Annotated in this window: 22 protein-coding genes and 1 tRNA gene; 11 read left to right on the top strand and 12 right to left on the bottom strand. The window is 71.1% G+C overall.

Annotated elements, in window-relative coordinates; genetic code table 11:
* Position 1 precedes the first annotated feature (1 nt).
* From MQP27_RS04925 to MQP27_RS04915, 3 genes are read left to right on the top strand one after another with little or no spacing between them, the layout of a single operon-like run.
* Positions 2-1,810, top strand: coding sequence for a branched-chain amino acid ABC transporter permease (locus MQP27_RS04925; protein WP_242761261.1), 1,809 nt, complete (start codon positions 2-4; stop codon positions 1,808-1,810).
* A 6-nt stretch (positions 1,811-1,816) separates the two neighbouring features.
* Complete coding sequence (locus MQP27_RS04920; protein ID WP_242761259.1) at positions 1,817-2,662, top strand: ABC transporter ATP-binding protein; 846 nt, start codon at positions 1,817-1,819, stop codon at positions 2,660-2,662.
* Complete coding sequence (locus MQP27_RS04915) at positions 2,659-3,375, top strand: ABC transporter ATP-binding protein (RefSeq protein WP_242761257.1); 717 nt, start codon at positions 2,659-2,661, stop codon at positions 3,373-3,375. The genes MQP27_RS04920 and MQP27_RS04915 overlap by 4 nt, the downstream gene beginning before the upstream one ends.
* Positions 3,376-3,456: 81 nt before the next feature.
* Here the strand turns inward: MQP27_RS04915 and MQP27_RS04910 are convergent, their stop codons facing one another.
* A complete protein-coding gene (locus tag MQP27_RS04910; RefSeq protein WP_242761255.1) occupies positions 3,457-4,116 on the bottom strand; it encodes an ANTAR domain-containing response regulator in 660 nt (219 codons plus the stop codon).
* A 102-nt stretch (positions 4,117-4,218) separates the two neighbouring features.
* On the opposite strand from MQP27_RS04910, the gene MQP27_RS04905 reads away from it, so the two are divergent.
* Positions 4,219-4,291: transfer RNA gene (locus MQP27_RS04905), tRNA-Leu, on the top strand.
* 416 nt (positions 4,292-4,707) lie between these two features.
* Here MQP27_RS04905 and pyk read toward each other — a convergent pair.
* Together pyk and MQP27_RS04890 are read right to left on the bottom strand one after the other, a co-directional pair.
* The gene (pyk, locus tag MQP27_RS04895; RefSeq protein ID WP_242761253.1) at positions 4,708-6,144 is read right to left on the bottom strand and encodes a pyruvate kinase; all 1,437 of its coding nucleotides are present in this window, start codon (positions 6,142-6,144) and stop codon (positions 4,708-4,710) included.
* Between the two features lie 174 nt (positions 6,145-6,318).
* Entirely contained in the window at positions 6,319-7,059 is a 741-nt protein-coding gene (locus tag MQP27_RS04890) for an SIMPL domain-containing protein (RefSeq protein WP_242761251.1), read from the bottom strand.
* Positions 7,060-7,208: 149 nt separating this feature from the next.
* On the opposite strand from MQP27_RS04890, the gene MQP27_RS04885 reads away from it, so the two are divergent.
* Positions 7,209-9,014 carry a bifunctional metallophosphatase/5'-nucleotidase gene (locus MQP27_RS04885; protein ID WP_242761249.1) on the top strand — a complete coding sequence of 602 codons (1,806 nt, stop codon included), beginning with the start codon at positions 7,209-7,211 and terminating at the stop codon, positions 9,012-9,014.
* On the opposite strand, the gene MQP27_RS04880 is transcribed toward MQP27_RS04885, so the two are convergent.
* From MQP27_RS04880 to MQP27_RS04850, 7 genes are all read right to left on the bottom strand, one after another.
* Positions 9,011-10,162: a GDSL-type esterase/lipase family protein gene (locus MQP27_RS04880; RefSeq protein ID WP_242761247.1), complete on the bottom strand. Its 1,152-nt coding sequence runs from the start codon at positions 10,160-10,162 to the stop codon at positions 9,011-9,013. The two genes, MQP27_RS04885 and MQP27_RS04880, sit on opposite strands and share 4 nt — an antisense overlap.
* A 51-nt stretch (positions 10,163-10,213) precedes the next feature.
* Entirely contained in the window at positions 10,214-11,632 is a 1,419-nt protein-coding gene (locus MQP27_RS04875; RefSeq protein ID WP_242761245.1) for a lysine N(6)-hydroxylase/L-ornithine N(5)-oxygenase family protein, read from the bottom strand.
* Positions 11,629-13,068, bottom strand: coding sequence for a pyridoxal phosphate-dependent decarboxylase family protein (locus tag MQP27_RS04870; protein WP_242761242.1), 1,440 nt, complete (start codon positions 13,066-13,068; stop codon positions 11,629-11,631). The genes MQP27_RS04875 and MQP27_RS04870 overlap by 4 nt, the downstream gene beginning before the upstream one ends.
* Before the next feature lie 159 nt (positions 13,069-13,227).
* A complete protein-coding gene (pepN, locus tag MQP27_RS04865; RefSeq protein ID WP_242761240.1) occupies positions 13,228-15,714 on the bottom strand; it encodes an aminopeptidase N in 2,487 nt (828 codons plus the stop codon).
* 56 nt (positions 15,715-15,770) lie between these two features.
* Positions 15,771-16,319: a response regulator gene (locus tag MQP27_RS04860; protein WP_242761233.1), complete on the bottom strand. Its 549-nt coding sequence runs from the start codon at positions 16,317-16,319 to the stop codon at positions 15,771-15,773.
* A gap of 141 nt (positions 16,320-16,460) precedes the next feature.
* Entirely contained in the window at positions 16,461-16,811 is a 351-nt protein-coding gene (locus MQP27_RS04855) for a chorismate mutase (protein ID WP_242761231.1), read from the bottom strand.
* Positions 16,812-16,822: 11 nt separating this feature from the next.
* Entirely contained in the window at positions 16,823-17,713 is an 891-nt protein-coding gene (locus MQP27_RS04850) for a helix-turn-helix domain-containing protein (protein ID WP_242761229.1), read from the bottom strand.
* A 119-nt stretch (positions 17,714-17,832) separates the two neighbouring features.
* On the opposite strand from MQP27_RS04850, the gene MQP27_RS04845 reads away from it, so the two are divergent.
* A complete protein-coding gene (locus MQP27_RS04845) occupies positions 17,833-19,590 on the top strand; it encodes a glycoside hydrolase family 35 protein (protein WP_242761227.1) in 1,758 nt (585 codons plus the stop codon).
* Between the two features lie 92 nt (positions 19,591-19,682).
* Positions 19,683-20,576, top strand: coding sequence for a hypothetical protein (locus MQP27_RS04840; RefSeq protein WP_242761225.1), 894 nt, complete (start codon positions 19,683-19,685; stop codon positions 20,574-20,576).
* A gap of 54 nt (positions 20,577-20,630) precedes the next feature.
* On the opposite strand, the gene MQP27_RS04835 is transcribed toward MQP27_RS04840, so the two are convergent.
* Both MQP27_RS04835 and MQP27_RS04830 read right to left on the bottom strand, forming a co-directional pair.
* Complete coding sequence (locus tag MQP27_RS04835) at positions 20,631-21,536, bottom strand: SDR family oxidoreductase (protein WP_242761223.1); 906 nt, start codon at positions 21,534-21,536, stop codon at positions 20,631-20,633.
* A 1-nt stretch (position 21,537) separates the two neighbouring features.
* On the bottom strand, positions 21,538-22,284 hold the full coding sequence (locus MQP27_RS04830) for an SDR family oxidoreductase (RefSeq protein WP_242761221.1): 747 nt from the start codon (positions 22,282-22,284) through the stop codon (positions 21,538-21,540).
* 117 nt (positions 22,285-22,401) lie between these two features.
* Here MQP27_RS04830 and MQP27_RS04825 point away from each other — a divergent pair, with 117 nt between their 5' ends.
* Genes MQP27_RS04825 through MQP27_RS04810 form a run of 4 tightly spaced genes read left to right on the top strand, consistent with a single transcriptional unit; the run spans position 22,402 to position 25,788 of the window.
* Complete coding sequence (locus MQP27_RS04825) at positions 22,402-23,157, top strand: enoyl-CoA hydratase family protein (RefSeq protein WP_242761219.1); 756 nt, start codon at positions 22,402-22,404, stop codon at positions 23,155-23,157.
* On the top strand, positions 23,154-23,990 hold the full coding sequence (locus MQP27_RS04820) for a CoA transferase subunit A (protein WP_242761217.1): 837 nt from the start codon (positions 23,154-23,156) through the stop codon (positions 23,988-23,990). Before MQP27_RS04825 ends, MQP27_RS04820 begins: the two co-directional genes overlap by 4 nt.
* Positions 23,987-24,724: a CoA-transferase subunit beta gene (locus tag MQP27_RS04815; protein ID WP_242761215.1), complete on the top strand. Its 738-nt coding sequence runs from the start codon at positions 23,987-23,989 to the stop codon at positions 24,722-24,724. The genes MQP27_RS04820 and MQP27_RS04815 overlap by 4 nt, the downstream gene beginning before the upstream one ends.
* Positions 24,724-25,788 carry an NAD(P)H-dependent flavin oxidoreductase gene (locus MQP27_RS04810; RefSeq protein ID WP_242761431.1) on the top strand — a complete coding sequence of 355 codons (1,065 nt, stop codon included), beginning with the start codon at positions 24,724-24,726 and terminating at the stop codon, positions 25,786-25,788. Before MQP27_RS04815 ends, MQP27_RS04810 begins: the two co-directional genes overlap by 1 nt.
* Positions 25,789-25,796 lie beyond the last annotated feature (8 nt).

Here is a 25,796-nt window from a genome sequence, read left to right as displayed (position 1 = left end):
CATGACCGAGACGACCAAGACTCCGGCCACGCCCCCCGCCGACGCCGTGCCCACGCGCCCGGCCCACGGGCTCGTCCCGCTGCCCGAGGCGGCCGCCCGCGCCCTGCTGCTGGGCGGCGGCATCGCCACCGCCGCGTCCACGTTCCTCGCCTGGACCTGGACCTCCGAGTTCCCGGGCGACCTCACCGTCACCGGCTACCCCGGCGGCCTTCAGGTGCTGAGCCTCATCGCCGGCATCCTCACCGCCGTGTTCGCGCTCGCCTCGTACGGCATCCGCGGCCTCGGCTGGTTGCTGCCCGCGCGCAACAACGCACCGCTCGTCCTCGTCGCCCTCGGCGGCTTCGGCGTCACCTGGTTCACCGCCATCGAGATCGCCGCCAAGCTCGGCGGCCTCGCGAACTGGGAGACCGGCACCTGGATCGCGATCATCGCCTCCCTGCTGCCCCTCCTCGGCGCCCTCGCGCTGCCCCCGGACAACGCGGGGACCAAGGACTTCTTCAAGTCCTACCTGCCCAAGCCCGACCGCATCCCGGCCCCGCAGCCGATCAGCCCCTGGATGCAGCGGGCCGTGATCACGGTGGTCAGCATCATCGGCCTCGCCGTCTTCACCTACGGCATCGACACCGAGTACGGCGAGCTGTTCATCGGCTTCCTGATCGTCGTCGTCTTCACCATCTGGGCCATGCACACCGCCGGCCTGCTCGACCGCTTCTCCGCCATGGTCGCCGCGAACCGCAGCTTCACGCTCGCCATGGGCTTCCTCGCGGCCATCGCCTTCCCGTTCACCCAGACCGACGACCACTACGCCAACATCGGCGTCAACATCCTGATCTTCGGCACGGTCGCCCTCGGCCTGAACATCGTCGTCGGCCTCGCCGGCCTCCTCGACCTCGGTTACGTCGCCTTCCTCGGCGTCGGCGCCTACACCGCGGCCCTGGTCTCCGGCTCCGAGTTCTCCAAGTTCTCCGGCGTCCAGTTCCCCTTCTGGGCCGCCGCCCTCACCGGCGCCGCCGCCTCGCTGATCTTCGGCGTCCTCATCGGCGCCCCGACCCTGCGGCTGCGCGGCGACTACCTCGCCATCGTGACCCTCGGCTTCGGAGAGATCTTCCGCATCGCCGTCAACAACATGGACGGCGAGTCCGGCCCCGACCTCACCAACGGCCCCAACGGCATCCCGTCCATCCCCGACCTGAACCTCCTCGGGTTCAACTTCGGGGAGGCGCACGACCTCGGCGGGTTCACCCTCGGCCGGTTCGCCAACTACTACCTGCTGATGGTCCTGATCATGGCGATCGTGGTCACCGTCTACACCCGCGCCGCCGACTCCCGCATCGGCCGCTCCTGGATCGCCATCCGCGAGGACGAGACCGCCGCCACCGCCATGGGCATCAACGGCTTCCGCGTCAAGCTCATCGCCTTCGCGCTGGGCGCCTCGCTCGCCGGCCTCGCCGGCACGGTCAGCGCCCACGTGACCTACAGCGTGGTCCCGAACCCGTACCAGTTCGCCGGCTCCACCCCGCCCAACTCGGCCTTCCTCCTGGCCGCCGTCGTCCTCGGCGGCATGGGCACGGTCGCGGGCCCCATCCTCGGCGCGGCGCTGCTCTACCTGCTCCCGGAGAAGCTGGACTTCCTCCAGGACAAGTCGCTGCTCGCCTTCGGTATCGCGCTGATCCTGCTGATGCGCTTCCGCCCCGAGGGCATCATCGCCAACCGCCGCCGCCAGCTCGAGTTCCACGAGACCGGCCAACTCGACGTACCAGACACCGAAACGCTGACCGACGAACCGGCCATCACCAAGGCAGGGGCGTAAAGAACCATGACGACACCTGTACTCGAAGCCCGCGACGTCACCATGCGCTTCGGCGGCCTCACCGCCGTACGGTCGGTGGACTTCACGGTGAACTCCGGCGAGATCGTCGGACTCATCGGCCCCAACGGCGCCGGCAAGACCACGTTCTTCAACTGCCTGACGGGCCTGTACATCCCGACGGAGGGCACCGTCTCCTACAAGGGCACGGTCCTGCCTCCCAAGCCCCACCTGGTGACGAAGGCCGGCATCGCCCGCACCTTCCAGAACATCCGCCTCTTCGCCAACATGACGGTCCTGGAGAACGTCCTCGTCGGCCGCCACACCCGCACCAAGGAAGGCCTCTGGTCCGCCCTGCTGCGCGGCCCCGGCTTCAAGAAGGCGGAGAAGGCCAGCGAGGACCGGGCGATGGAACTCCTGGAGTTCATCGGCCTCGCCCACAAGCGCGACCACCTCGCCCGCAACCTCCCCTACGGCGAGCAGCGCAAGCTGGAGATCGCGCGAGCGCTGGCGAGCGAGCCGGGCCTGCTGCTGCTGGACGAGCCGACGGCCGGCATGAACCCCCAGGAGACCCGGGCCACCGAGGAACTCGTCTTCGCCATCCGCGACATGGGCATCGCCGTCCTCGTCATCGAGCACGACATGCGCTTCATCTTCAACCTCTGCGACCGCGTCGCCGTCCTCGTCCAGGGCGAGAAGCTCGTCGAGGGCACCTCCGAGGTCGTCCAGGCCGACGAGCGGGTCATCGCCGCCTACCTGGGCGAGCCGTTCGAGGGCGACCCCGGTCAGGCGGAGGCGGCCGAGGTCGCCGCCGCCGAGAGCACCCCCGGCACCACCAAGGGAGACGCCCAGTGACCGCACTGCTAGAGGTCGAGGACCTCCGGGTCGCCTACGGCAAGATCGAGGCCGTCAAGGGCATCTCCTTCAAGGTCGAGGCGGGCCAGGTCGTCACCCTGATCGGCACCAACGGCGCCGGCAAGACCACGACCCTCCGCACCCTGTCGGGACTCCTGAAGCCCAGCGCCGGCAAGATCATGTTCGACGGCAAGCCGCTCACCGGCGTCGCCGCGCACAAGATCGTCGCCCTGGGACTCGCCCACTCCCCCGAGGGCCGGCACATCTTCCCGCGCCTCACCATCGAGGAGAACCTCCAGCTCGGCGCCTTCCTCCGCAAGGACAAGGAAGCCATCGAGAAGGACATCCAGCGCGCCTACGACCTCTTCCCGATCCTCGGGGAGCGGCGCAGGCAGGCCGCCGGCACTCTCTCGGGCGGCGAGCAGCAGATGCTGGCGATGGGCCGCGCCCTGATGTCCCAGCCCAAGCTCCTGATGCTGGACGAGCCCTCCATGGGCCTGTCGCCCATCATGATGCAGAAGATCATGTCCACCATCGTCGAACTCAAGTCCCAGGGCACGACCATTCTCCTGGTCGAACAGAACGCCCAGGCGGCCCTCTCCCTGGCCGACCACGGCCACGTCATGGAGGTCGGCAACATCGTCCTCTCCGGCACGGGCCAGGACCTGCTGCACGACGAGTCGGTACGCAAGGCGTACCTCGGCGAGGACTGACGGTTCTTCCGCTACGACGAGGCCCGCGCCCCCTGTTCCGGGGGACGCGGGCCCCTGTCGTACGTACGTACTACGTCCGTGTCAGCCGTTCTTGCCGGCCTTCTTCTCGTCGGCGTCCTGGATGACGGCCTCGGCGACCTGCTGCATGGACATCCGGCGGTCCATGGAGGTCTTCTGGATCCACCGGAAGGCGGCGGGCTCGGTCAGCCCGTACTCGGTCTGGAGAATCGACTTCGCGCGATCGACGAGCTTGCGGGTCTCAAGGCGGAGGGTGAGGTCGGCGACCTCCTTCTCCAACTCCTTCAGCTCGGTGAACCGCGACACCGCCATCTCGATGGCCGGCACGACGTCACTCTTGCTGAAGGGCTTCACGAGATAGGCCATGGCGCCGGCATCACGGGCGCGCTCGACGAGATCGCGCTGCGAGAAGGCGGTGAGCATGAGCACCGGGGCGATCCGCTCCTCGGCAATCTTCTCGGCGGCGGAGATGCCGTCCAGCTTGGGCATCTTCACATCGAGGATCACAAGATCCGGCTGGTGCTCACGGGCAAGCTCGATGGCCTGCTCGCCGTCACCGGCCTCGCCGACGACGCTGTAGCCCTCCTCCTCCAGCATCTCTTTGAGATCGAGCCGGATCAGGGCCTCGTCCTCGGCGATGACGACACGGGTCGTCAGCGGAGGCACGTGCGACTTGTCGTCGTCGGGCGCGTCTACGGGCTGTGGCGACTCGGGGGCGGTCACGGGGGCTCCTTGTTCAGGGCAGGGGTGCTGCTGACAAGAGCGTACCTAGCTGCGGTAAGGTGGGGGCACGGCGGGTGACCGCCAACCTTTATTTTGCAGGGAGCCCCGGTAGCCCAGCGGTAGAGGCAATGGTCTCAAACACCATCCAGCGTCGGTTCGAATCCGACCCGGGGTACTTTTCCTCCAATTCCAAGGTCGCCTCTGTAAGCGGAGATCGTCTCGCCTGGTGAGGCAGGGGCGCAGCCTCAATTCCGTCGGCAAAGAGACGGGCATCTCCCGACACGCGATCACCTGTTGGCTGAGCCGAATCGAGCCGCTGCCTCGAACTCCGCCGTGTGTCCGATGGCCGCTTCTCACGGGCAGGCTGCGTCGACGTCAAGTCCTACACCAAACACTAGGTCTGTCTGCTCCCCCAGCACGCCCCGGGCAAAAGAGCGAACGCCGAATCACCCTCGAACCCTGGCAACAGCAAATCGTCGATACGACTCGTCTCGTAGCCGGCGAACACAAGCGCTACGAATACCATCGCCCGCAAAGCCTCCGTAGCGCTGATGGACACCCACGTAGGCCCCAAGTACTGACCAAGCCCCCCTACTTGGGACTGTCGTCCTCCCCGATGTGATGCACCCGCACCATGTTCGTCGAGCCCGACACCCCGGGCGGCGACCCCGCCGTGATGACCACCACGTCGCCCTTCTCGCATCGCCCGTACTTCAGCAACAGCTCGTCCACCTGGTCCACCATCGCGTCCGTCGAGGCCACCTCCGGGCCGAGGAAGGTCTCCGCGCCCCAAGTGAGGCTCAGCTGCGACCGCGTGGCCGGGTCCGGGGTAAAGGCCAGCAACGGGATCGGGGAGCGGTAGCGGGAGAGGCGGCGGGCCGTGTCGCCGGACTGGGTAAAGGCGACCAGGAACTTGGCGCCGAGGAAGTCGCCCATCTCCGCCGCCGCTCGGGCCACCGCGCCGCCCTGCGTGCGGGGCTTGTTGCGTTCCGTGAGGGGTGGGAGGCCCTTTGCCAGGATGTCCTCCTCCGCCGCCTCCACGATCTTCGCCATCGTGCGGACCGTCTCGACCGGGTACTTGCCGACGCTCGTCTCACCGGACAGCATCACCGCGTCCGTACCGTCGATGACCGCGTTGGCCACGTCCGAGGCCTCCGCGCGCGTCGGGCGGGAGTTGTCGATCATCGAGTCGAGCATCTGGGTCGCGACGATCACCGGCTTGGCGTTCCGCTTGGCCAGTTTGATCGCGCGCTTCTGGACGATCGGGACGGCTTCGAGGGGCATTTCGACGCCCAGGTCACCGCGCGCGACCATGATCCCGTCGAAGGCCGCCACGATGTCGTCGATCGCCGCGACCGCCTGGGGCTTCTCGACCTTGGCGATCACGGGCAGGCGGCGCTGCTCCTCGTCCATGATCCGGTGGACGTCCTCGATGTCACGGCCGCTGCGGACGAAGGACAGCGCGATGACGTCGAAGCCGGTGCGCAGGGCCCAGCGCAGGTCCGCCTCGTCCTTCTCCGAGAGCGCGGGGACCGAGACCGCCACACCGGGGAGGTTCAGGCCCTTGTGGTCGGAGACCATGCCGCCCTCGATGACGCGGGTGTGGACGCGGGGTCCGTCCACGGCGGTGACTTCGAGGCAGACCTTGCCGTCGTCGACGAGGATGCGCTCGCCCGGCGTGACGTCGGCGGCGAGGCCGGAGTACGTGGTGCCGCAGGTGTGGCCGTCGCCCTCGGCGCCCTCCTCCACCGTGATGGTGAAGGTGTCGCCGCGTTCAAGGAGTACGGGGCCCTCGGTGAACCGGCCGAGTCGGATCTTCGGGCCCTGAAGGTCGGCGAGCAGTCCGACGCTGCGGCCGCTCTCGTCGGCGGCCTTTCGAACGCGGTGGTATCGCTCCTCGTGCTCGGCGTAGCTGCCGTGGCTGAGGTTGAAGCGGGCGACGTCCATTCCGGCCTCGACCAGGGCTTTGATCTGGTCGTACGAGTCGGTGGCGGGCCCCAGAGTACAGACGATCTTCGCTCGGCGCATGCTTCGAGCCTAGGCCTTACCGGCGGGTAGAGAATCGGCCGGGGATGACTACTCAACAACCTTTACGTGAAGGGCTATTGACAAGTATTGAATTGTGCGCGGGGGTGCTCCGATGAGCATTTCTACGGCAGGGCAGGGCAGGGCAGGCCAATGCAGTGCAGCGCAGCGCAGTGTCTACAGGGTCGGCGGTGCCATGGTGAAGCGGGCGTTGACCGCTGCGTACACGTGCTGCCGCTGGGGTTCGAGGTCGAGGGGTGCGGCCGCGGTGTCCTCGGCGGCGCCGCCGTAGGCCATGGAGCGCATACGGCCGGGGGCCGGCGGGTAGGGCTGGGCGTTCTCGGCTCCGATGTCGGCGAGTTCCACGAGCGCGGCGAGTGAGGTGCCGAGGGCCTCCGCGTACTCCCGGGCCCGCTGGACCGCCTCCTTCACGGCCTGCTGCCGGGCCTGCCGGTGGGCCGGCGAGTCCGGGCGCAGGGCCCACCAGGGGCCGTCGACCCGGGTGAGGTCCAGGTCGGCGAGCCTGGTGGTGAGTTCCCCGAGCGTCGTGAAGTCGGTCAGCTCGGCGGTGATGTGGACGCGGCCGTGGTAGGCGTGGACGCGTTCGCCGCGGCCCTTGTCCTTCAGTTCCGGGCTGATGGAGAAGGCGCCGGTCTCCAGGCGCTCCACCACATCGCCGTACGACTTGACGAGGTCGAGGGCGGTGGTGTTGCGGCGGGTGAGGTCGTCGAGGGCGGCTCGGCGGTCCTTGCCGCGGGAGGCGACGGTGATGCCGATGCGGGCGATCTCGGGGTCGACCTCGAGGCGGGCCTCGCCGCGGACGGCGATACGGGGGGCGTCGGGGGTGCCGTAGGGGACGGCGGGCTGGGAGGCGTCCGGCGATGGCGTGGCCGAAGGGGCGGTCGAAGGGGTGGTCATACGCCCCACTCTGTCAGGTCTTGGCCGGTCGGAGCCCGGCGATCGACCGCTTCGGTCATCCAATCGCAACCTGCCGGACCTGTTGCCGTCGGTCATGCGCAGGTCAGAATCTACGCGCGTCGTTGACCATTCCCTGAGGAGACCTGGACATGCCCTTGAACCGCCGGAAGTTCCTGCAGAAGTCCGCCGCGACCGGAGCGGGGGTGGCGGTGGCGAGCGCCGTCGCGGCTCCGGCGGCGCAGGCGGCCGAGGCCACGGCGGCGAAGAGGCCCGCCAGGCGGTACGCGCTGACCGTCATGGGCACGACCGACCTGCACGGGCACGTCTTCAACTGGGACTACTTCAAGGACGCGGAGTACACGGACAAGGCGGGCAACGCGCAGGGCCTGTCCCGGATCTCGACGCTGGTCAACCAGCTGCGCGAGGAGAAGGGCCGCTGCAACACGCTGCTCCTCGACGCGGGCGACACGATCCAGGGGACCCCGCTGACGTACTACTACGCGAAGGTCGACCCGATCACCGCCAAGGGCGGTCCGGTGCACCCGATGGCGCAGGCGATGAACGCGATCGGGTACGACGCGGCGGCCCTCGGCAACCACGAGTTCAACTACGGCATCGAGACGCTGCGCAAGTTCGAGCAGCAGTGCCGCTTCCCGCTGCTCGGCGCGAACGCGGTGGACGCGAAGACACAGAAGCCCGCGTTCCCGCCGTACTTCGTCAAGAAGTTCCACGTGCCGGGGCTGCCGCCGGTGAAGGTCGCGGTGCTGGGGCTCACCAACCCGGGCATCGCGATCTGGGACAAGGCGTATGTGCAGGGGAAGTTGGAGTTCCCGGGCCTTGAGGAGCAGGCCGCGAAGTGGGTGCCGAAGCTGAAGTCGATGGGCGCGGACGTCGTCATCGTCTCCGCGCACAGCGGTTCCTCGGGCACCTCCTCGTACGGTGACCAGCTGCCGTACGTGGAGAACTCGGCGGCGCTGGTGGCGCAGCAGGTGCCGGACATCGACGCGATCCTGGTCGGCCACGCGCACGTGGAGATCCCGGAGTTGAAGGTCACCAACGCCAAGACCGGTAGGACGGTGGTGCTTTCGGAGCCGCTGGCGTACGCGGAGCGGCTGTCGGTCTTCGACGTGGAGCTGGTCTTCGCGAAGGGCCGTTGGACGGTCGAGTCGGTCTCGTCGAAGGTGCTGAACTCCAACACGGTCGCCGACGACCCGAAGATCACCAAGCTGCTCTCGGACGAGCACGCGAAGGTCGTGGAGTACGTCAACCAGGTCGTCGGCACGGCGACGGAGACGCTCACGACGGTCGAGGCGCGGTACAAGGACGCCCCGATCATCGACCTGATCACCAAGGTCCAGGAGGACGTGGTCAAGGCGGCCCTGGCGGGCACCTCGTACGCCTCGCTGCCGGTGATCGCGCAGGCCTCGCCGTTCTCGCGGACCTCGGAGATCCCGGCCGGCAATGTGACGATCCGGGACCTGTCCAGCCTCTACGTGTACGACAACACGCTGGTCGCGAAGCTGATGACGGGCGCGCAGCTGCGGGCCTACCTGGAGTACTCGGCGGAGTACTTCGTGCAGACCGCGGCGGACGCCGTGATCGACGTGGAGAAGCTGACGAACGCGAACAGCCGCCCGGACTACAACTACGACTACGTGTCGGGTCTTTCGTACGACATCGACATCGCCCAGGCGGCCGGTTCGCGGATCAAGAACCTCACCTACAACGGTGCCGCACTGGACGACGCTCAGCAGTTCGTGCTCGCGGTCAACAACTACCGTGCCAACGGCGGCGGCGCGTTCCCGCACGTGGCCTCGGCGACCGAGCTGTGGTCGGAGTCGACGGAGATCCGCACCCGGATCGCGGAGTGGGTGACCGCGAAGGGCGTACTGGACCCGAAGGACTTCGCGTCGGTGGACTGGAAGCTGACCCGGAACGGCACGCCGGTCTTCTAGAGGTCCAGCAGGGTTACGTCGACGGCGTCGGCGATGGCTTTCGCGCCGGCGTCGTTGACGTGGAGGCCGTCGCCGGCGTTGAACTCGGCGCGGATGCGGGTGGGTTGCTCCGGGTCGGCCACGGCGGCGGCGATGTCGATCACGGCGTCGAAGGGGTGGGCGTCGCCGAGCAGCCAGGCGTTGACCTCGCGGCGCACGGCCTGGCCCTCGGGGCTGTCGACGCCGTCGTAGACGCAGCCCTCGTACGGGCCGAGGGTGCCGCCGATGGCGACGAGTCCGGCGGCGTGGAGGCGGTCGGCGAGGGCCGTGAGGCCGGTGACGAGGTCCTCGGCGCTCGGCCGGTCGGTCGGCGGCTCGGGGTGGGAGCGGGCGCCGGGCAGGCCGATGTCGTTGAGGCCGATGTGGATCAGGACGTGGCTGACCCCGGGGACGGCCAGGACGTCGCGGTCGACGCGCGCCAGCAGGTGTTCGCCGACCTCGTCGGAGAGCAGTCGGTTGCCGGAGATGCCCTGGTTGACGATCCAGCCGCGGGTCAGGCGGCGGCTGAGCCGGGCCGGGAAGCTGTTGTCGGCGCCGGGCGTGGTGAAGGCGCCCTCGACCCAGGAGTCGCCGAACGCGACGGCGATCCGGGTGTCGGCCGGGGCGAGGACGTCGACGCCGGTGAGGTAGTGGCCGGTCGACAACTCCTCGGCGTCTTCGAGGAGTTCGGCGGAGAGCCGCTCGCCGGGGACCGCGTACCCGAGGTCGTACGGCACCGCGGTGTAGGTGCTCAGTCCGGTGTCGCCCGGCAAGTAGAGGCTGACAGTGAGCTCCTCCCCCGCGCTCACCGGCAACTCGACCGGATCGCTGACGAGTTCCTCGCCGACCGGGACGGTGACGGTCTCGGCGCCGGAGAAGCGCAGCGGGGTGTCGCTGCCGGGGTCGATGCCGCTGCCCCGGGTGCGTACGGCGAGGTGGGCGCCGCCGATGCGGATGGGTTCCTTGCCGTAGCGGTTGGAGAGGCGGATGCGCAGCGCGTCGCCGCCTCCCGCCAGGCGCAGGGACTGGCGGACGGTCCGGTCGGTGAAGCCACGGGGCTCGAAGAGGCCGAAGCCCTCGTACGGGTTGATGACGGCGGAGCGGTGGGCTGCGATCCAGGTCGTGGTCATGGCGGGCCCAACATCACCGCCGCCGGACTTCTTCCCTCCTGACCGTGATTCTTACCTGCCGTCGACCAGCGGTGTGAGTACCTGGGCCTGGCGGGCCTGGGGGATGCGGGGCTGCTCGTCGAGGCCGAAGGTGGTGAAGGCCGTTCGGGCGGGCAGGGGGTAAGTCTCCTTGCCCGTCAGGGAGTTGAGGATCGTCGCGCTGCGCCAGGCGGCGAGGCCCAGGTCGGGCGTGCCGACGCCGTGGGTGTGGAGTTGGGCGTTCTGGACGTAGACGGAACCGGTGACGGACGGGTCGCAGACGAACCGGAACCGCTCGTCGACACGCGGGCGTTCGCGGCTGTCGCGGCGCAGATAGGGGTCGAGTCCGGCGAGGATGCGGTCCAGGGGGCGCTCGCGGTGGCCGGTGGCCAGGACGACCGCGTCGGTGGTGAGGCGCGAGCGGGTGTTCTGCTGGACGTGTTCCAGGTGCAGCTCGATCTTGGTGGTGGCGATACGGCCCGCCGTACGGACCCGGACGCCGGGGGTGAGCACGGCGTCGGGCCAACCGCCGTGCAGCGTACGGCGGTAGAGCTCGTCGTGGATGGCGGCGATGGTGTCGGCGTCGATGCCCTTGTGCAGCTGCCACTGCGTGGTGACAAGCCGGTCCCGCTCCCCCTCGGGCAGCGCGTGGAAGTAGCGCGTGTAGTCGGGGGTGAAGTGCTCCAGGCCGAGCTTGGAGTACTCCATCGGCGCGAAGGCCTGGGTACGGCCGATCCAGTGCAGGCCCTCGCGGCCCGCCGGGCGGGCGCGCAGCAGGTCGAGGAAGATCTCGGCGCCGGACTGCCCCGAGCCGACGACGGTGACGTGCTCGGCGGCGAGCAGCGTGTCGCGGTGGGCGAGGTAGTCGGTGGCGTGCACGACCGGGACACCGGGCGCCTCGACGAGCGGCTTGAGCGGCTCGGGGACGTACGGTTCGGTGCCGACACCGAGCACGATGTTCCGCGTGTACGTCCGCCCGAGCGCCTCCGCCTCCCCGTCCGCGTCGAGCTGGGTGAAGTCGACCTCGAAGACGTCGCGTTCGGGGTTCCAGCGGACGGCGTCGACCTGGTGGCCGAAGTGCAGTCCGGGGAGGTGGTCGGTGACCCAGCGGCAGTAGGCGTCGTACTCGGCGCGCTGGATGTGGAAGCGCTCGGCGAAGTAGAAGGGGAAGAGCCGGTCGCGGGCCTTGAGGTAGTTGAGGAAGGTCCAGGGGCTGCCCGGGTCGGCGAGGGTCACCAGGTCGGCCAGGAACGGGACTTGGATGCGGGCGCCCTCGATGAGCAGCCCGGGGTGCCAGTCGAAGCCGGGGCGCTGCTCGTAGAAGACGGTGTCGAGTTCGGCGAGGGGGTGGGCGAGGGCGGCGAGGGAGAGGTTGAACGGGCCGATGCCGATGCCGACCAGGTCGCGGGGTGCGTCGGGCTCGTGGGGCGGGGGTGTGGGGGTGGTGCTCATCGGGGGGTGTTTCCTTCCACCAGTTTCATGAGGGCGGCCAGGTCGTCGAGCCGGGTGTGGGGGTTGAGGAGAGTGGCCTTGAGCCAGAGCCGTCCGCCGAGGGTGGCGCGGCCGAGGACGGCACGGCCGTCGACGAGGAGTCTTCGGCGTACGGCGGCCACGGCGTCGTCGCCGACGCGGGCGGGGCGGAACAGGACCGTGCTGATGACCGGTCGGTCGTGGAGTTCGAAGCCGGGGTGGTTCTGGACGAGGTCGGCAAACTCCCTTGCCCGGTCGCAGACTTGGTCGACCAGTGCGGCGAGTCCGGTGCGGCCGAGGGTCTTGAGGGTGACGGCGATCTTGAGGATGTCGGGGCGGCGGGTGGTGCGCAGGGAGCGGCCGAGGAGGTCGGGGAGGCCGGCCTCGGTGTCGTCGTCGGCGTTGAGGTAGTCGGCGCGGTACCGGAGGGCGGCGAGGTCGGCGGGGTCGCGGACCGCGAGGAGGCCTGCGGCGACCGGTTGCCAGCCGAGTTTGTGCAGGTCGAGAGTGACGGTGGCTGCGGCGCTCAGGCCGGTGAGCTTGGGTCGGTGCCGGGCGCTGAAGAGGAGGGTTCCGCCGTAGGCGGCGTCCACGTGCAGGCGGGCGTGTTGTCTTTCGCAGACGGCGGCGATCTCGGGGAGGGGGTCGATGAGGCCGGCGTCGGTGGTGCCCGCGGTGGCGGCGACGAGGTGGGGGCCGGCGGGGAGGACGTCGTCGAGGGCGGCGGGATCGAGGGTGCCGGTGGGAGTGGGCACGATGACGGGGGCGGGCAGGCCCAGGAGCCAGGCGGCGCGTGGGAGGGAGTGGTGGGCGTTGGCCCCGCAGACGAGCTGGACGTCGGGGCCGAGCGCCTCGCGGGCCAGGAGCAGGGCCAGTTGGTTGGATTCGGTGCCGCCGGTTGTCACCAAGGCGTCTGGAGCGTTGGCGGGTGCGGGTGCTTCGTGGCTGGTCGCGCCCCGCGGCGGAGCCGCATATCGATACAGCCCCGCGCCCCTGGGTGGGATCCCGTATACCTCTCTTGCAAGTGAACGTGTCACCAGTGACTCAAGTTCCGACGCTGCCGGGGCCTGGTCCCAGGAGTCCATCGACGGGTTGAGGGCGCTCGCGGCCAGGTCGGCCGCCGTTGCCACCGCCAGGGGCGGGCAGTGGAGGTGAGCCGCGCACAAGGTGTGTGCGGGGTCGGCTGAACCTTCCGCCAACATGGCTACGAGGTGCCGTAGAGCGTCCGGATCGCCCTCTTCCGGGAGTACGTCGCCCACCACGTCCCGCACTCGCGCCGCGACCTCGTCCGGGCCGCCCGCCGGCAAAGGGCCGCCGCGCGCACCGGCGCCTTCGGTCAGCGCGTCGAGCACCGTGTCGAGCAGCGGGCGGAGCGCGTCCGGGCCTTCGGGGCCCGAGGCGAGGCTCGGTGTGCTCATGGGTTCCTCCCGGGCACGCGCGCTGAGGGAGTTCCAGCTTGTACGCGGATGAGCGCGCGTGCCCGAAAAGTTCAACGAGAGGAACCCGAAAGGGTGTCCCTGTGAGACACGAGCGAGGGGTGGCGTCGGGTGGCGGGCAGCCCCGAAGCCCCGCTTTCGCTAGCCCTCCCGTACTCGCAACGCCCGTGCCAGGTCGTCCAGTTGGTCCACCAGCTTGCGGCGCAGGGCCGGGATCGGGTCCGCGTCGGTCAGGCAGGCCTCGCCCAGGCGGAGGGCTTCCGTGTCGACCGCGTACACCGGGAAGGCCCAGCGGCCCGCCGCCTCGGCGATGGCGGGGCCGCGGCGGGCGGCGACGGCGACCGCGTCCTCGTAGTAGCGCGGCACGTACTGCCGTACCAGCTCGGTCTGTTCGGGCTGCCAGAAGCCCGTGGCGGTGGCGGTGAAGAGGTAGTTGGAGAGGTCGTCGGTGGCGAACATGGCCTCCCAGGCCCTCGCCTTGGCGTCCGCGTCGGGCAGGGCGGCGCGGCAGCGGGCCGCGCCCTCCTGGCCGGTGGCGGAGGGGTCGCGGTCGAGTTCCGCGGCGATGGCCGTCTCGTCGGTGGCGCCGAGGACGGCGAGCCGGCCGAGGACGCGCCAGCGCAGCTCGGGGTCGAGTTCAGGGCCGCCGGGGACGGTGCCGTCGGCGAGCCAGGCGGCGATGGTGTCGGGCTGGGCGGCGACGTCGATGAAGTGGCGCACGGCGATGAGGCGCAGGCCGGGGTTGTCGCCGTCCTCGGTGCGGCGGATGAGGTCGCGGCACAGGGAGGTGAGGGTGGCGAGGGCGGCGGGGCGCTCGTCCGGGGTGAGGTAGCGGCCGGCGATCTGGGCGGTGGCGAAGGCCAGGACGCCCTGGACGAGGGCCAGGTCGGTCTCGTGCGGAAGGTGGGCGCGGGCCGTGTCCAGGTAGGCGGTGGGAGGGAGTTCGCCGTCGCGGACGGCGTCCCGCAGGGCGTTCCAGACGACCGCGCGGGTGAGTGGTTCGGGCAGGCCGGACAGGCCGGCGCGGACCGCTTCGAACGACTCGTCGTCGAAGCGGACCTTGGCGTAGGTGAGGTCGCCGTCGTTCAGGAGGAGGAGGGTGGGGCGCTTGCCGAGGGGGTGCGGTTCGGACTGGGGGACGTCGAGGTCGAGGCGGGCGCGCAGGGTGAGGTGGCGGCCCTCGTCGGCGACGTCCTGGTCGTAGAGGCCTACGGCGATGCGGTGCGGGCGGCTGCCGTCGCGCTCGACCCGCAGGGTGCAGGTGCCGTCCTCGCCGGGGGTCACCACGGGGCGGAGGGTGTCGACGCCGGTGGTGCGCAGCCACGCGTCGGCCCAGGCGTGCACGTCGCGGTCGGTGGCGGAGGCGAGGGAGTCGATGAAGTCGGCGAGGGTGGCGTTGCCGAAGCGGTGGCGGGCGAAGTGGGTGTTGATGCCGGCCAGGAAGTCCTTCTCGCCGAGCCAGGCGACCAGTTGGCGCAGTGCGGAGGCGCCCTTGGCGTAGGAGATGCCGTCGAAGTTGAGGAGGGCGGAGGCGGTGTCGTCGACGTTCTCCGGGGCGACCGGGTGGGTGGAGGGGCGCTGGTCGGCGTCGTAGCCCCAGCCCTTGCGGACGACGCCGAAGTCGGTCCAGGTGTCGGCGAAGCGGGTGGCCTCGGTGAGGGTCTGGTAGCCCATGTACTCGGCGAAGGACTCGTTCAGCCAGATGTCGTCCCACCAGCGCAGGGTGACGAGGTCGCCGAACCACATGTGGGCCATCTCGTGGGCGACGACCATGGCGCGGGTCTGGCGCTCGGCGTCGGTGACGGCGGAGCGGTAGACGAACTCGTCGCGGAAGGTGACCAGTCCGGGGTTCTCCATGGCGCCGGCGTTGAACTCCGGGACGAACGCCTGGTCGTAGGAGTCGAAGGGGTACGGCTCCTCGAACTTCTCGTGGTAGCGGTCGTAGCACTGCTTGGTGATCTCGAAGAGCTCGTCGGCGTCCGGGTCCAGGTAGGGCGCGAGGGAGCGGCGGCAGTGCAGGCCGAAGGGCAGGCCGCGGTGCTCGGTGCGCACGGAGTGCCAGGGGCCGGCGGCGACGGCGACGAGGTAGGTGGAGATCAGGGGGGTGGGAGCGGCCTGCCAGCGGCCTTCGCCGAGGTGTTCGGTGATGCCGTTGGCGAGGACGGTCCACGCTTCGGGGGCCTTGACGGTCAGCTCGAAGACGGCCTTGAGGTCGGGCTGGTCGAAGGCGGCGAAGACGCGCTGGACGTCCTCCATGAACAGCTGGGTGTAGACGTAGGTCTCGCCGTCGGTGGGGTCGGTGAAGCGGTGCATGCCCTCGCCGGTGCGGGAGTAGCGCATGCTCGCCTCGACGCGCAGCTCGTGCTCGCCGGCGGTGAGGTTCTTCAGGGGCAGGCGGTTGCCGTCGAGGGTCCCGGGGTCGAGGGGGTGTCCGTCCAGGGTGGCGGAGCGCAGTTCGGCGGGCTTGAGTTCGACGAAGGTGTCCGCGTCCGTGCCGGCGGTGAAGCGGATGACGGTGCGGGAGTCGAAGGTCTCGTCGCCGGTGGTCAGGTCGAGGTCGATCGTGTAGCGGTGGACGTCGAGGAGCTTGGCACGGGTCTGCGCTTCGTCGCGCGTCAGTACGGACATGCAGGCAATGCTGCCCGATGCCACTGACAAGGCACAGGGGCGGATCGGTACGCGCCCTATGTCAGGTCCTGTTCGAGCTCCCCGTCGTGCGCCTCCGGCGTGCGCTGGACGGGCACGCGCGCGTCCGGGTGCGGCAGGGCGCTGCTCGGCGCGGGCTCTGCGGCGTCGCCCTGGCCCTTGACGAGGGCGCGCAGTTCGCGGATCTCCTGCTCCAGGGCGAGGTGGCGGCGGTGGGAGTCGTAGAGGTAGCGGACCTTGGTGCGCAGCGCCCAGGGGTCGATGGGCTTCATGACGAGGTCGGCGACGCCGAGGCCGAAGGCGGCGGCGGTCAGTTCGTGGTCGGGGCCGAAGCCGGTGAGCAGGACGACCGGAATGTGCTGGGTCTGCTCCACCCGGCGCATGTAGCGCACCACGTCGAGGCCGCTGACGCCGGGCATGCGGACGTCGAGCAGCAGGAGGCCGACCTGTCCGCGGAGCACCTGCTTGAGCGCCTCGTCGCCGTTGGTGGCGCGGCCCAGCAGATAGCCCAGCGGTGCCAGGGCGCTCTCCAGCGCGTACAGCGTGTCCTCATGGTCGTCGACGATGAGGATCTTGGCATCCGGCATGGCCCGACGTCCCTCCCGCATGGGACAACCAGCTTACGGCCGAAGCGCTGACGCGGAGTGCTCGCCAGCTGACAAGGAGTGCACAGCGCAGCATGCCCCCTGGGGGCCCTCCTGTCACGTCCCCTGCGGTAATCACCGAGGTCAATTCGCCGTTTTTGCGGCGCCGTTCACGGTGTTCTCGGCGATGCGCTCGTGGTGGCGGATCACTTCGGCGATGATGAAATTCAGGAACTTCTCAGCGAACGCCGGGTCCAGTTTGGCGCTTTCGGCGAGGGCGCGCAGACGCTCGATCTGGCGGGCCTCGCGGGCCGGGTCGGCGGGCGGCAGCTGGTGGACGGCCTTGAGGTGGCCGACCTGCTGGGTGGCCTTGAAGCGCTCGGCGAGCATGTGGACGACGGCCGCGTCGATGTTGTCGATGCTGTCGCGCAGCCGGGCGAGTTCCTCACGGACGGCGGGGTCGACGTCACCGGTCGCGTTGTTGCTGGTGGTCATGGGCGCCAAGCCTACGGGTCGGGCGGTCGCTCGATCATGGGTGGATCGTCGGGGTCGGGGACCTGGTTGCTCCAGCCGCCGGGGACGGTGCGGCCCTGCTGGGCGCGGAAGCGGACGGGGGCGGTGCCGACGCGGCGGGTGAACAGGCGGGAGAAGTAGGCCGGATCGTCGTAGCCGACGCGGCGGGCGACGGCGGCGACGGGGAGTTCGGTGGCCGCCAGCAGCTCCTTCGCTCTGCCCAGGCGGATGCCGAGGAGGTAGTCCTTGGGGCTGCAGCCGGCGCCCCGGCGGACGGCGGTGCGCAGTTCGGCGGGGGTCATGTGGTTGCGGGCGGCGTGCTCGGCGACGGACAGCGGCAGGCAGGCGTCGCGGGCGAGGGCCCTCAGGACGGGGTCGCCGTCGGGCGCGAGGTCGGCCCGCGCGCGGCGCAGGGCCACCAGGAGCTCGTGCACGGCGGCGCCGGTCTCCACCTCGAGGAGGGGGTTGCCGCGCCGCGCGGCACGCGCGATGCGGCCGATGACGGCACGCGCGCCGGCGGCGTCCGAGAGGGGTACCACGGGCCGCTCCGGTTCGATGTAGCCGAGTTCGGTGTACGTGGCGGTGGCGGGCCCGGTGAAGTCGACGAAGCCCTCGTCCCAGCCGGCGCCGGGGTCGGGCGCGTAGTGGTGCGGCACTCCGGGGGTGAGCCAGAGCAGTGCGGGTGCGGTGACGGTCGTACGGCGTCCGTCGGGGGCCCGGTACCAGCCGCCGCCCGCGCTGATGACGACGGCGACGTGGTGGTCGAGGGTGCGCGGGCCGACGGTGGGCAGCGGGCCGTACTGGAGGCCGACGCCGAGACAGACCAGGCCGAGCCGGTGGTGGGCCGGGCCGGGAGTGAAGAACCGCATCCAGGTGTGGTACATCGACGCGCTCCTTCCCGCGCGGGCGCGGTCCCGGCGGCTGCCGTACCGGTCGTTTTCGTCCAAGCAGCGCCGATCTTTGTCCATGGACGGTGATCACCGCCAGGGGCGAGGCTGGGCGCATGACCGATTTCAGGGTGGGGGAAACGGATTTCCTGCTGGCTGGGCGGCCGGTGCGGCTGCTGTCCGGCGCGCTGCACTACTTCCGGGTGCACGAGGAGCACTGGGCACACCGGCTGGGGATGCTGCGGGCGATGGGCCTCAACTGCGTGGAGACGTACGTGCCGTGGAACCTCCACGAGCCGAGGCCGGGGAGTTACGAGGATGTGGGCGCCCTCGGCCGCTTCCTGGACGCGGCCCGGGCGGCGGGGCTGTGGGCGATCGTGCGGCCGGGGCCGTACATCTGCGCGGAGTGGGAGAACGGCGGGCTGCCGCACTGGCTGACCGGCGAGCTGGGCACGCGCGCGCGTACGCGTGACGAGCGCTTCCTGGCGCATCTGGAGCGCTGGTTCGACGCGCTGCTGCCGCAGGTCGTGGAGCGGCAGATCGACCGGGGCGGCCCGGTGCTGATGGTGCAGGCCGAGAACGAGTACGGCAGTTACGGCTCGGACGCCGAGTACCTGGGCCGGCTGGTGGAGCTGCTGCGGGCGAAGGGCGTCACCGTCCCGCTGGTGACCTCGGACGGTCCGGAGGACCACATGCTCTCCGGCGGTTCGATCCCCGGGGTGCTCGCCACGGTGAACTTCGGCTCCCGCGCGCGCGAGGCGTTCGGGACGCTGCGCCGGCACCAGCCAGGGGGGCCGCTGATGTGCATGGAGTTCTGGTGCGGCTGGTTCGACCACTGGGGCGCCGGGCACATCACCCGCGACGCCGAGGACGCGGCGGCGGTCCTGCGCGAGATCCTGGAGTGCGGCGCCTCGGTCAACCTCTACATGGCGCACGGCGGCACGAACTTCGCCGGCTGGGCGGGCGCCAACCGTGGCGGCGGCGCGCTGCACGACGGCCCGCTGGAGCCGGACGTGACGTCCTACGACTACGACGCCCCGATCGACGAGTTCGGAAATCCAACGGACAAGTACTGGCGCTTCCGTGAGGTGCTCGCCGAGTACGCCGAGGGCCCGCTGCCCGAACCCCCGCCCGCTCCCCCGCGGCTGGGTGCGGAGGCCGACGTACGCCTGGCGGAGTGGGCGTCCCTGGGCGCCGTACTGGAGACGCTCGGCGGTCCGGAGACGGCGGCTCCCGTGCCACCGACCTTCGAGGAGCTGGACGTGGACCGGGGGCTGGTGCGGTACGCGGTGACGGTGCCGGGTCCTCGGCAGCCGTACCCGCTGATCGCGCGCGGGCTGCGGGACCTGGCGGTGGTGTACGTCGACGGGGAGCGGGCCGGAGTGCTCGCCGAGGGCGAAGAGGAGCTGAAGGAGCCGGTCGCCGGGCACGCGCGCGTGGAGCTGTGGGTGGAGTCCCTGGGGCGGGTGAACTACGGGCCGCGCAGCGGCGAGCCGAAGGGCATCACCGGGGGCCTGCTGCACGAGCGGCAGTACCTGCACGGCGTACGCGCGCGTGGGCTGCGTCTGGACGCGCTCGACGACATCGGGGCCGTCCCCTTCGGGCCGCCGGCCGAGGACGGCGCCCCGGGGCTGTACCGGGGCACGGTCACCGTCCGCGGCGCGGGTGACGCGCTGCTCGAACTCCCCGGCCGGACACGGGGTTTCGCCTGGGTCAACGGCTTCAACCTGGGCCGCTACTGGTCGGTAGGGCCCCAGCGGTCGCTGTACGTCCCCGGGCCGGTGCTGCGGGAGGGCGAGAACGAGGTGTGGCTGCTGGAACTGGAGGGCACGGATCCCGCCACGACGGCCGCGGTGCGCCTGGTGAGCGTGTGAGCGGGCTCGCCTGGGGCGGGGAACCGACCAGGGAAAATCCGCTCAGCTGCCCGTAGAGTGGAATCGGGTTCAGGGCGTCTTGGGGGTCGGGCGTGGCGAACGGCGGACCGGTCGAGCACGGCTACCCACACCTGGAGACGGTGCGGGCCGCCATCACCGCGCTCTACAAGCGGCTGTCGTACGACACGATCCACTCGTTCTCGGCGAGCGTGGCCCCGGCCGACGTGGCCTTCTGTGACACGGACGACCTGCATCTGGGCGCCCAGCGGGTGGCCCGCGAGCTGGTCCGGCACTACCGGCTGCCCGACGCCCGCATGATCGTCGGCTTCCGGGAGATGACCCACGCGGCGAACGTCGAGCTGACCGCGGGGCCCGAGTACTTCGTCGAGCTGAACGACCGCTTCCGCAGTCATCGCCGCGACATCGGGGCGGCGCTGGCCCACGAGGTGATGCACGTCTACCTGCACCGCCTGGACCTGTCCTTCCCCGGCACCCGAGACAACGAGATCCTCACCGACACGGCGACCACGTATCTGGGCGCGGGCTGGCTCCTGCTGGACGCGTTCCGCGAGGACGCGGCGTCCTCGCAGAAGCTCGGCTATCTCACCCCGGAGGAGTTCGGGTACGTCCTGGCCAAGCGCGCCCTGGTCTTCGGCGAGGACCCGTCCGTGTGGTTCACCAGCCCCCAGGCGTACGAGGCCTACACCCGCGGCATGGCGATGGCCCGCCGTGACGAACAGCAGCCCCCGCTGACGGCGGCCGGCTGGGCGGGCCGCCGCCGCTACGCCCGCGACCGCCGCCACGCCCAGGACCACGCACCGGCGTCCCACCCGGAAACGCCGTACACCTTCACCCCCGACGGCCGGGGCCCGCTGCGGGTGACGTTCCCGTGCCCGACCTGCCACCAGCGGATCCGGGTGCCGGTGAAGGGGAGGATGCGGGCGCGGTGCGGGCTGTGCCGGACGGTGCTGGAGTGCGACACGTGAGAGTGACGCCCGCGTGCCGGGGCTGCTGCCCCCAGCCGGGCTGAGTGCCGGCCCTTACGCCCCGTACACCGCCCCCGGCGCCCGCGCCTGAGCGAGGAGTTTCAGGGCCGTCTCGCCCGCCTCGGCGGGGCTCCGGCGCGCCCCCTTGTCGGCGGTCGGGCCCGGGTGCCAGCCCTCCATGACGGTGATGCGGCCGGCCTCCGCCTCGAAGACCCGGCCGGTGACGCCCGCGCTCGCGGCGGAGCCGAGCCAGACGACGAGCGGGGACACGTTCTCGGGGGCCATCGCGTCGAAGCCGCCCGCGGGCGCGGCCATGGTCTCGGCGAAGGTCCGTTCCGTCATACGGGTCCGGGCCGCGGGCGCGATCGCGTTGACCTGGACGCCGTAGCGGGCGAGTTCGGCCGCGGCGACGAGCGTCAGCCCGACGATCCCGGCCTTCGCGGCGCTGTAGTTCCCCTGTCCGACGGAGCCCAGCAGCCCCGCCCCGCTGCTGGTGTTGACGATCCTGGCCACGGGCGTCCGCCCCGCCTTGGCCTCCGCCCGCCAGTGCGCGGCCGCGTGTTTCAGAGGCAGGAAGTGGCCCTTGAGGTGGACGCGGAGCACGGCGTCCCAGTCGTCCTCGTCGAGGTTGACGAGCATCCGGTCGCGCAGGAACCCGGCGTTGTTGACGAGCGTGTCGAGCCGGCCGTACGACTCCAGGGCCGCCGCCACCAGGGACGCGGCCCCCTCCGTCGTCGCGATGTCGCCGCCGTGCGCCACCGCCTCGCCGCCCGCCGCGCGGATCTCGTCGGCCACCTGGGCGGCGGGGCTGTCGGGGCCGGGCGTGCCGTCCAGTCCGACGCCGAGGTCGTTGACCACGACCCGCGCGCCCTCCGCGGCGAAGGCGAGCGCGTGCGCCCGCCCGAGCCCCCGTCCGGCGCCGGTGACCACGACGACCCGTCCCTCGCAGATTCCGCTCATCTCACGTCTCCTTGTTGGCGGTTGCCGCGTCGAGGAAGGCCGGCCGCTCCCCGCCGCCGTGCACGAGCAGGCTCGCCCCGCTGATGTAGGCGGCGGCGTCGGAGGCGAGGAAGACGGCCGCCGCGCCGATGTCGGCGGGTGTCGCGAGGCGGCCCAGCGGCACGGTGCGGGAGACCGCCTCGACGCCCTCGTCGCCGCCGTAGTGGAGATGGGCCAGTTCGGTACGGACCATGCCGACGACCAGGGTGTTGACCCGGACGTCCGGCGCCCACTCGACGGCCATCGAGCGGGCGAGGCTCTCCAGACCGGCCTTGGCAGCCCCGTACGCCGCCGAACCGGGCGAGGGGCGGCTGCCGCTGACGCTGCCGATCATCACGACGGAGCCCCGGGCATGTCTCAGGTGGTCGTACGCGGCCAGCGAAGCCGTCAACGGGGCCAGCAGGTTCAGCTCCACGACCTTCGCGTGGCGTTCGGCGTCCGCGTCGGCCAGCCGCCGATAGGGCCCGCCGCCCGCGTTGTTGACGAGGACGTCCAGCCGGGGCAGGGCCCCGAAGAACGCCCGTACGGCGTCCGGTTCCCGCAGGTCGACAGGGGCGAACTCGGCGCCCTTGAGCGGCACTTCGGGCGGTCGCCGGGCGCACACGACCACCTCCGCACCGGCATCGGCGAAGGCCTGCGCGATCCCCGCGCCGACGCCCCGCGTGCCGCCGGTCACGACGACGGCCTTGCCGCGCAGCGAGTTGTCCACAGGCCTCCCGTTGTCCACAGGCCTCCCGCTCCGATTCCGAGGCTGCTAGCTTCGAAGCCTCACACCTAACAAATGTTTGGTGGAAAGGCGTTGGTTGGAAAGGTAGCTGATGCGCCCATGAGTGTCTCCACCTCGTCCCCGGAAAAGGGGATTTCGGTCGTCACGGTCGACTTCCCGCCGGTGAACGCCCTGCCGGTGAGCGGCTGGTACGCGCTGGCCGACGCCGTGCGCGCGGCGGGCCGCGACCCGCGGGTGCGCTGCGTCGTCCTGGCCGCCGAGGGACGAGGGTTCAACGCGGGCGTGGACATCAAAGAGATACAGACGCAGGGAGCGAGCGCGCTGGTGGGCGCCAACCGCGGCTGCTTCGAGGCCTTCGCCGCGGTGTACGAGTGCGAGGTCCCGGTGCTGGCGGCGGTGCACGGCTTCTGTCTGGGCGGCGGGATAGGACTGGTGGGGAACGCGGACGTGATCGTGGCGAGCGAGGACGCCACCTTCGGGCTGCCCGAGCTGGACCGCGGGGCGCTGGGCGCGGCCACGCACCTGGCCCGGCTGGTCCCGCAGCACCTGATGCGCGCGCTGTACTACACCTCGCGCACGGCGACCGCGGCCGAGCTGCACGCGCACGGCTCGGTGTGGCGGGTGGTCCCCCGGGACGGACTGCGCGCCGCCGCCCTGGAGTCGGCGCGCGAGATCGCCGCGAAGGACGGGGAGCTGCTGCGGCTGGCGAAGGCCGCCATCAACGGCATCGATCCGGTCGACGTGCGCCGCAGCTACCGCTTCGAGCAGGGCTTCACGTACGAGGCGAGCACGGTCGGGGTGGCCGACCGGGTCCGGGACACCTTCGGTGCGGAGAGGGACGGTGCGCAGGCGTGAGCGACAAGACGATGACCGCCGAGGAGGTCGTCTCCCGGCTGGAGAGCGGCATGACCCTCGGCATCGGCGGCTGGGGTTCGCGCCGCAAACCGATGGCGCTGGTGCGGGCGCTGCTCAGGTCGCGGATCACGGACCTGACCGTGGTGTCGTACGGCGGCCCGGACGTCGGGATGCTGGCCGCGTCGGGCCGGATCCGCAAGCTGGTCGCCGCGTTCGTCACCCTGGACTCGATCCCGCTCGAACCGCACTACCGCGCGGCCCGTGAGCGCGGCGCCTTCGAGCTGATGGAGGTCGACGAGGCGATGTTCCTGGCGGGACTGCGCGCCGCCTCCCACCGGCTGCCGTTCCTGCCGATGCGGGCGGGGCTCGGCTCGGACGTCATGCGGGTCAACCCCGGCCTGCGGACGGTGACTTCGCCGTACGAGGACGGGGAGACGTTCGTCGCGATGCCGGCCCTGCGGCTGGACGCGGCCCTGGTGCACGTCAACCGCGCGGACCGGCTGGGCAACGGGCAGTACCTGGGCCCGGACCCGTACTTCGACGACCTGTTCTGCGAGGCGGCCGAGGCGGCGTACGTGTCCTGCGAACAGGTCGTCGACACCGCCGAGTTGACGAAGGCGGCACCGCCGCAGTCGCTGCTGCTGAAGCGGCACACCGTGACGGGGGTCGTCGAGACGCCGAACGGTGCGCACTTCACGTCCTGCGCGCCCGACTACGGACGGGACGAGGCGTTCCAGAAGCGGTACGCGACCACGCCCTGGCCGGAGTTCGAGGCGCGGTTCCTGGGCGGGGACGAGCAGGCGTACCGGGCGGCCGTCGGGGAGGAGTCATGAGCGAGGCCGTGGCCGCGCGGGAGGTCACCCGCGCCGAGTACTGCGTGATCGCCTGCGCCGAGGCCTGGCGGGACGCGGGGGAGATCCTCGCGAGCCCCATGGGGCTGATCCCCTCGGTGGGCGCGCGGCTCGCCAGGCGGACCTTCGCGCCGGACCTGCTGCTGACCGACGGAGAGGCCCTGCTGGTCGGCCTCGACGGCACGGTCGAGGGCTGGCTGCCGTACCGCGCCCATCTGGACCTGGTCACGACCGGGCGGCGGCACGTGATGATGGGGGCGAGCCAGATCGACCGGTTCGGCAACCAGAACATCTCGTGCATCGGCGCCTGGGAGCGGCCGAAGCGGCAGCTGCTCGGGGTGCGGGGCGCGCCGGTCAACACACTGAACAACCCGACCAGTTACTGGGTGCCGAGGCACTCCCGACGGGTGTTCGTCGAGAAGGTCGACATGGTGTGCGGGGTGGGTTACGACCGTGCGGCCGGCGCCCGCTTCCACCGCATCCCGCGGGTCGTGTCCGACCTGGGCGTCTTCGACTTCGCGACGCCGGACCACTCGATGCGGCTGGCCTCGCTGCACCCCGGGGTCACGGTGGAGGAGGTCAGGGACGCGACCGCCTTCGAGCTGACGGTCCCGGACGAGGTCCCTGAGACGCGCGCGCCGAGCGCCCACGAGCTGCGGCTGATCCGGGAGGTCATCGATCCGGCGAACTCCCGTGCCAGGGAGGTCGGTTCGTGATGGAGACGGCGCTCACCCGGCTGGTCGGGGTCCGGCATCCGATCGTGCAGACGGGGATGGGCTGGGTGGCGGGCCCCCGGCTGGTCTCCGCGACGGCGAACGCGGGGGCGCTGGGCGTCCTGGCCTCCGCGACGATGACGACGGACCGGCTGCGGGAGGCGATACGGGAGGTCAGGTCCCGTACGGACGCGCCGTTCGGGGTGAATCTGCGGGCCGACGCGGCGGACGCCGGCGACCGGGTGCGGATCATGATCGAGGAGGGCGTGCGGGTGGCGTCCTTCGCCCTGGCGCCCTCCCCCGAGCTGATCGCCGAGCTGAAGGAGGCGGGGCTGGTCGTCATCCCGTCCATCGGCGCCCGGCGGCACGCCGAGAAGGTCGCCGCGTGGGGGGCGGACGCGGTGATCGTGCAGGGCGGGGAGGGCGGCGGGCACACCGGCGAGGTGGCGACGACCGTGCTGCTGCCGCAGGTGGTGGACGCGGTGCGGATACCGGTCGTGGCGGCGGGCGGCTTCTTCGACGGGCGCGGGCTGGTGGCCGCGCTGGCGTACGGGGCGGCGGGGGTCGCGATGGGCACGCGGTTCCTGCTGACGTCCGACTCGACGGTGCCGGACGCGGTGAAGGCGCGGTATCTGGCGGCGACGGTCAAGGACGTCACGGTGACCACGGCGGTGGACGGCCTGCCGCACCGGATGCTGCGCACGGAGCTGGTGGACGGACTGGAGCACTCCGGCCGCGCGAGGGCCCTGTTGCACGCGGTGCGGCGGGCGGCCGGGTTCCGGAAGCTGTCCGGGCTCACCTGGCCGCAGATGGTGCGCGACGGGCTCGCCCTCAAGCACGGCAAGGAGCTGTCCTGGAGCCAGGTGCTGCTCGCCGCGAACACGCCGATGCTGCTGAGGGCGGCGATGGTGGACGGGCGTACGGACCTCGGGGTCATGGCGTCGGGGCAGGTGGCCGGGGTGATCGAGGACCTGCCGTCGTGTGCGGAGCTGGTGGAGGGGGTGATGGCCCAGGCGGAGGAAATCATCGGCGAGTTGACCAGGGGCGGTGCTTCGATGCGCGCATGACGGAGACG

The organism is Streptomyces cylindrosporus, assembly GCF_022698165.1.
Taxonomy (GTDB): domain Bacteria; phylum Actinomycetota; class Actinomycetes; order Streptomycetales; family Streptomycetaceae; genus Streptomyces; species Streptomyces cylindrosporus.
The sequence above is the reverse complement of the archived record's forward strand: the minus strand, read 5'-3'. Positions and strand labels throughout refer to the sequence as shown.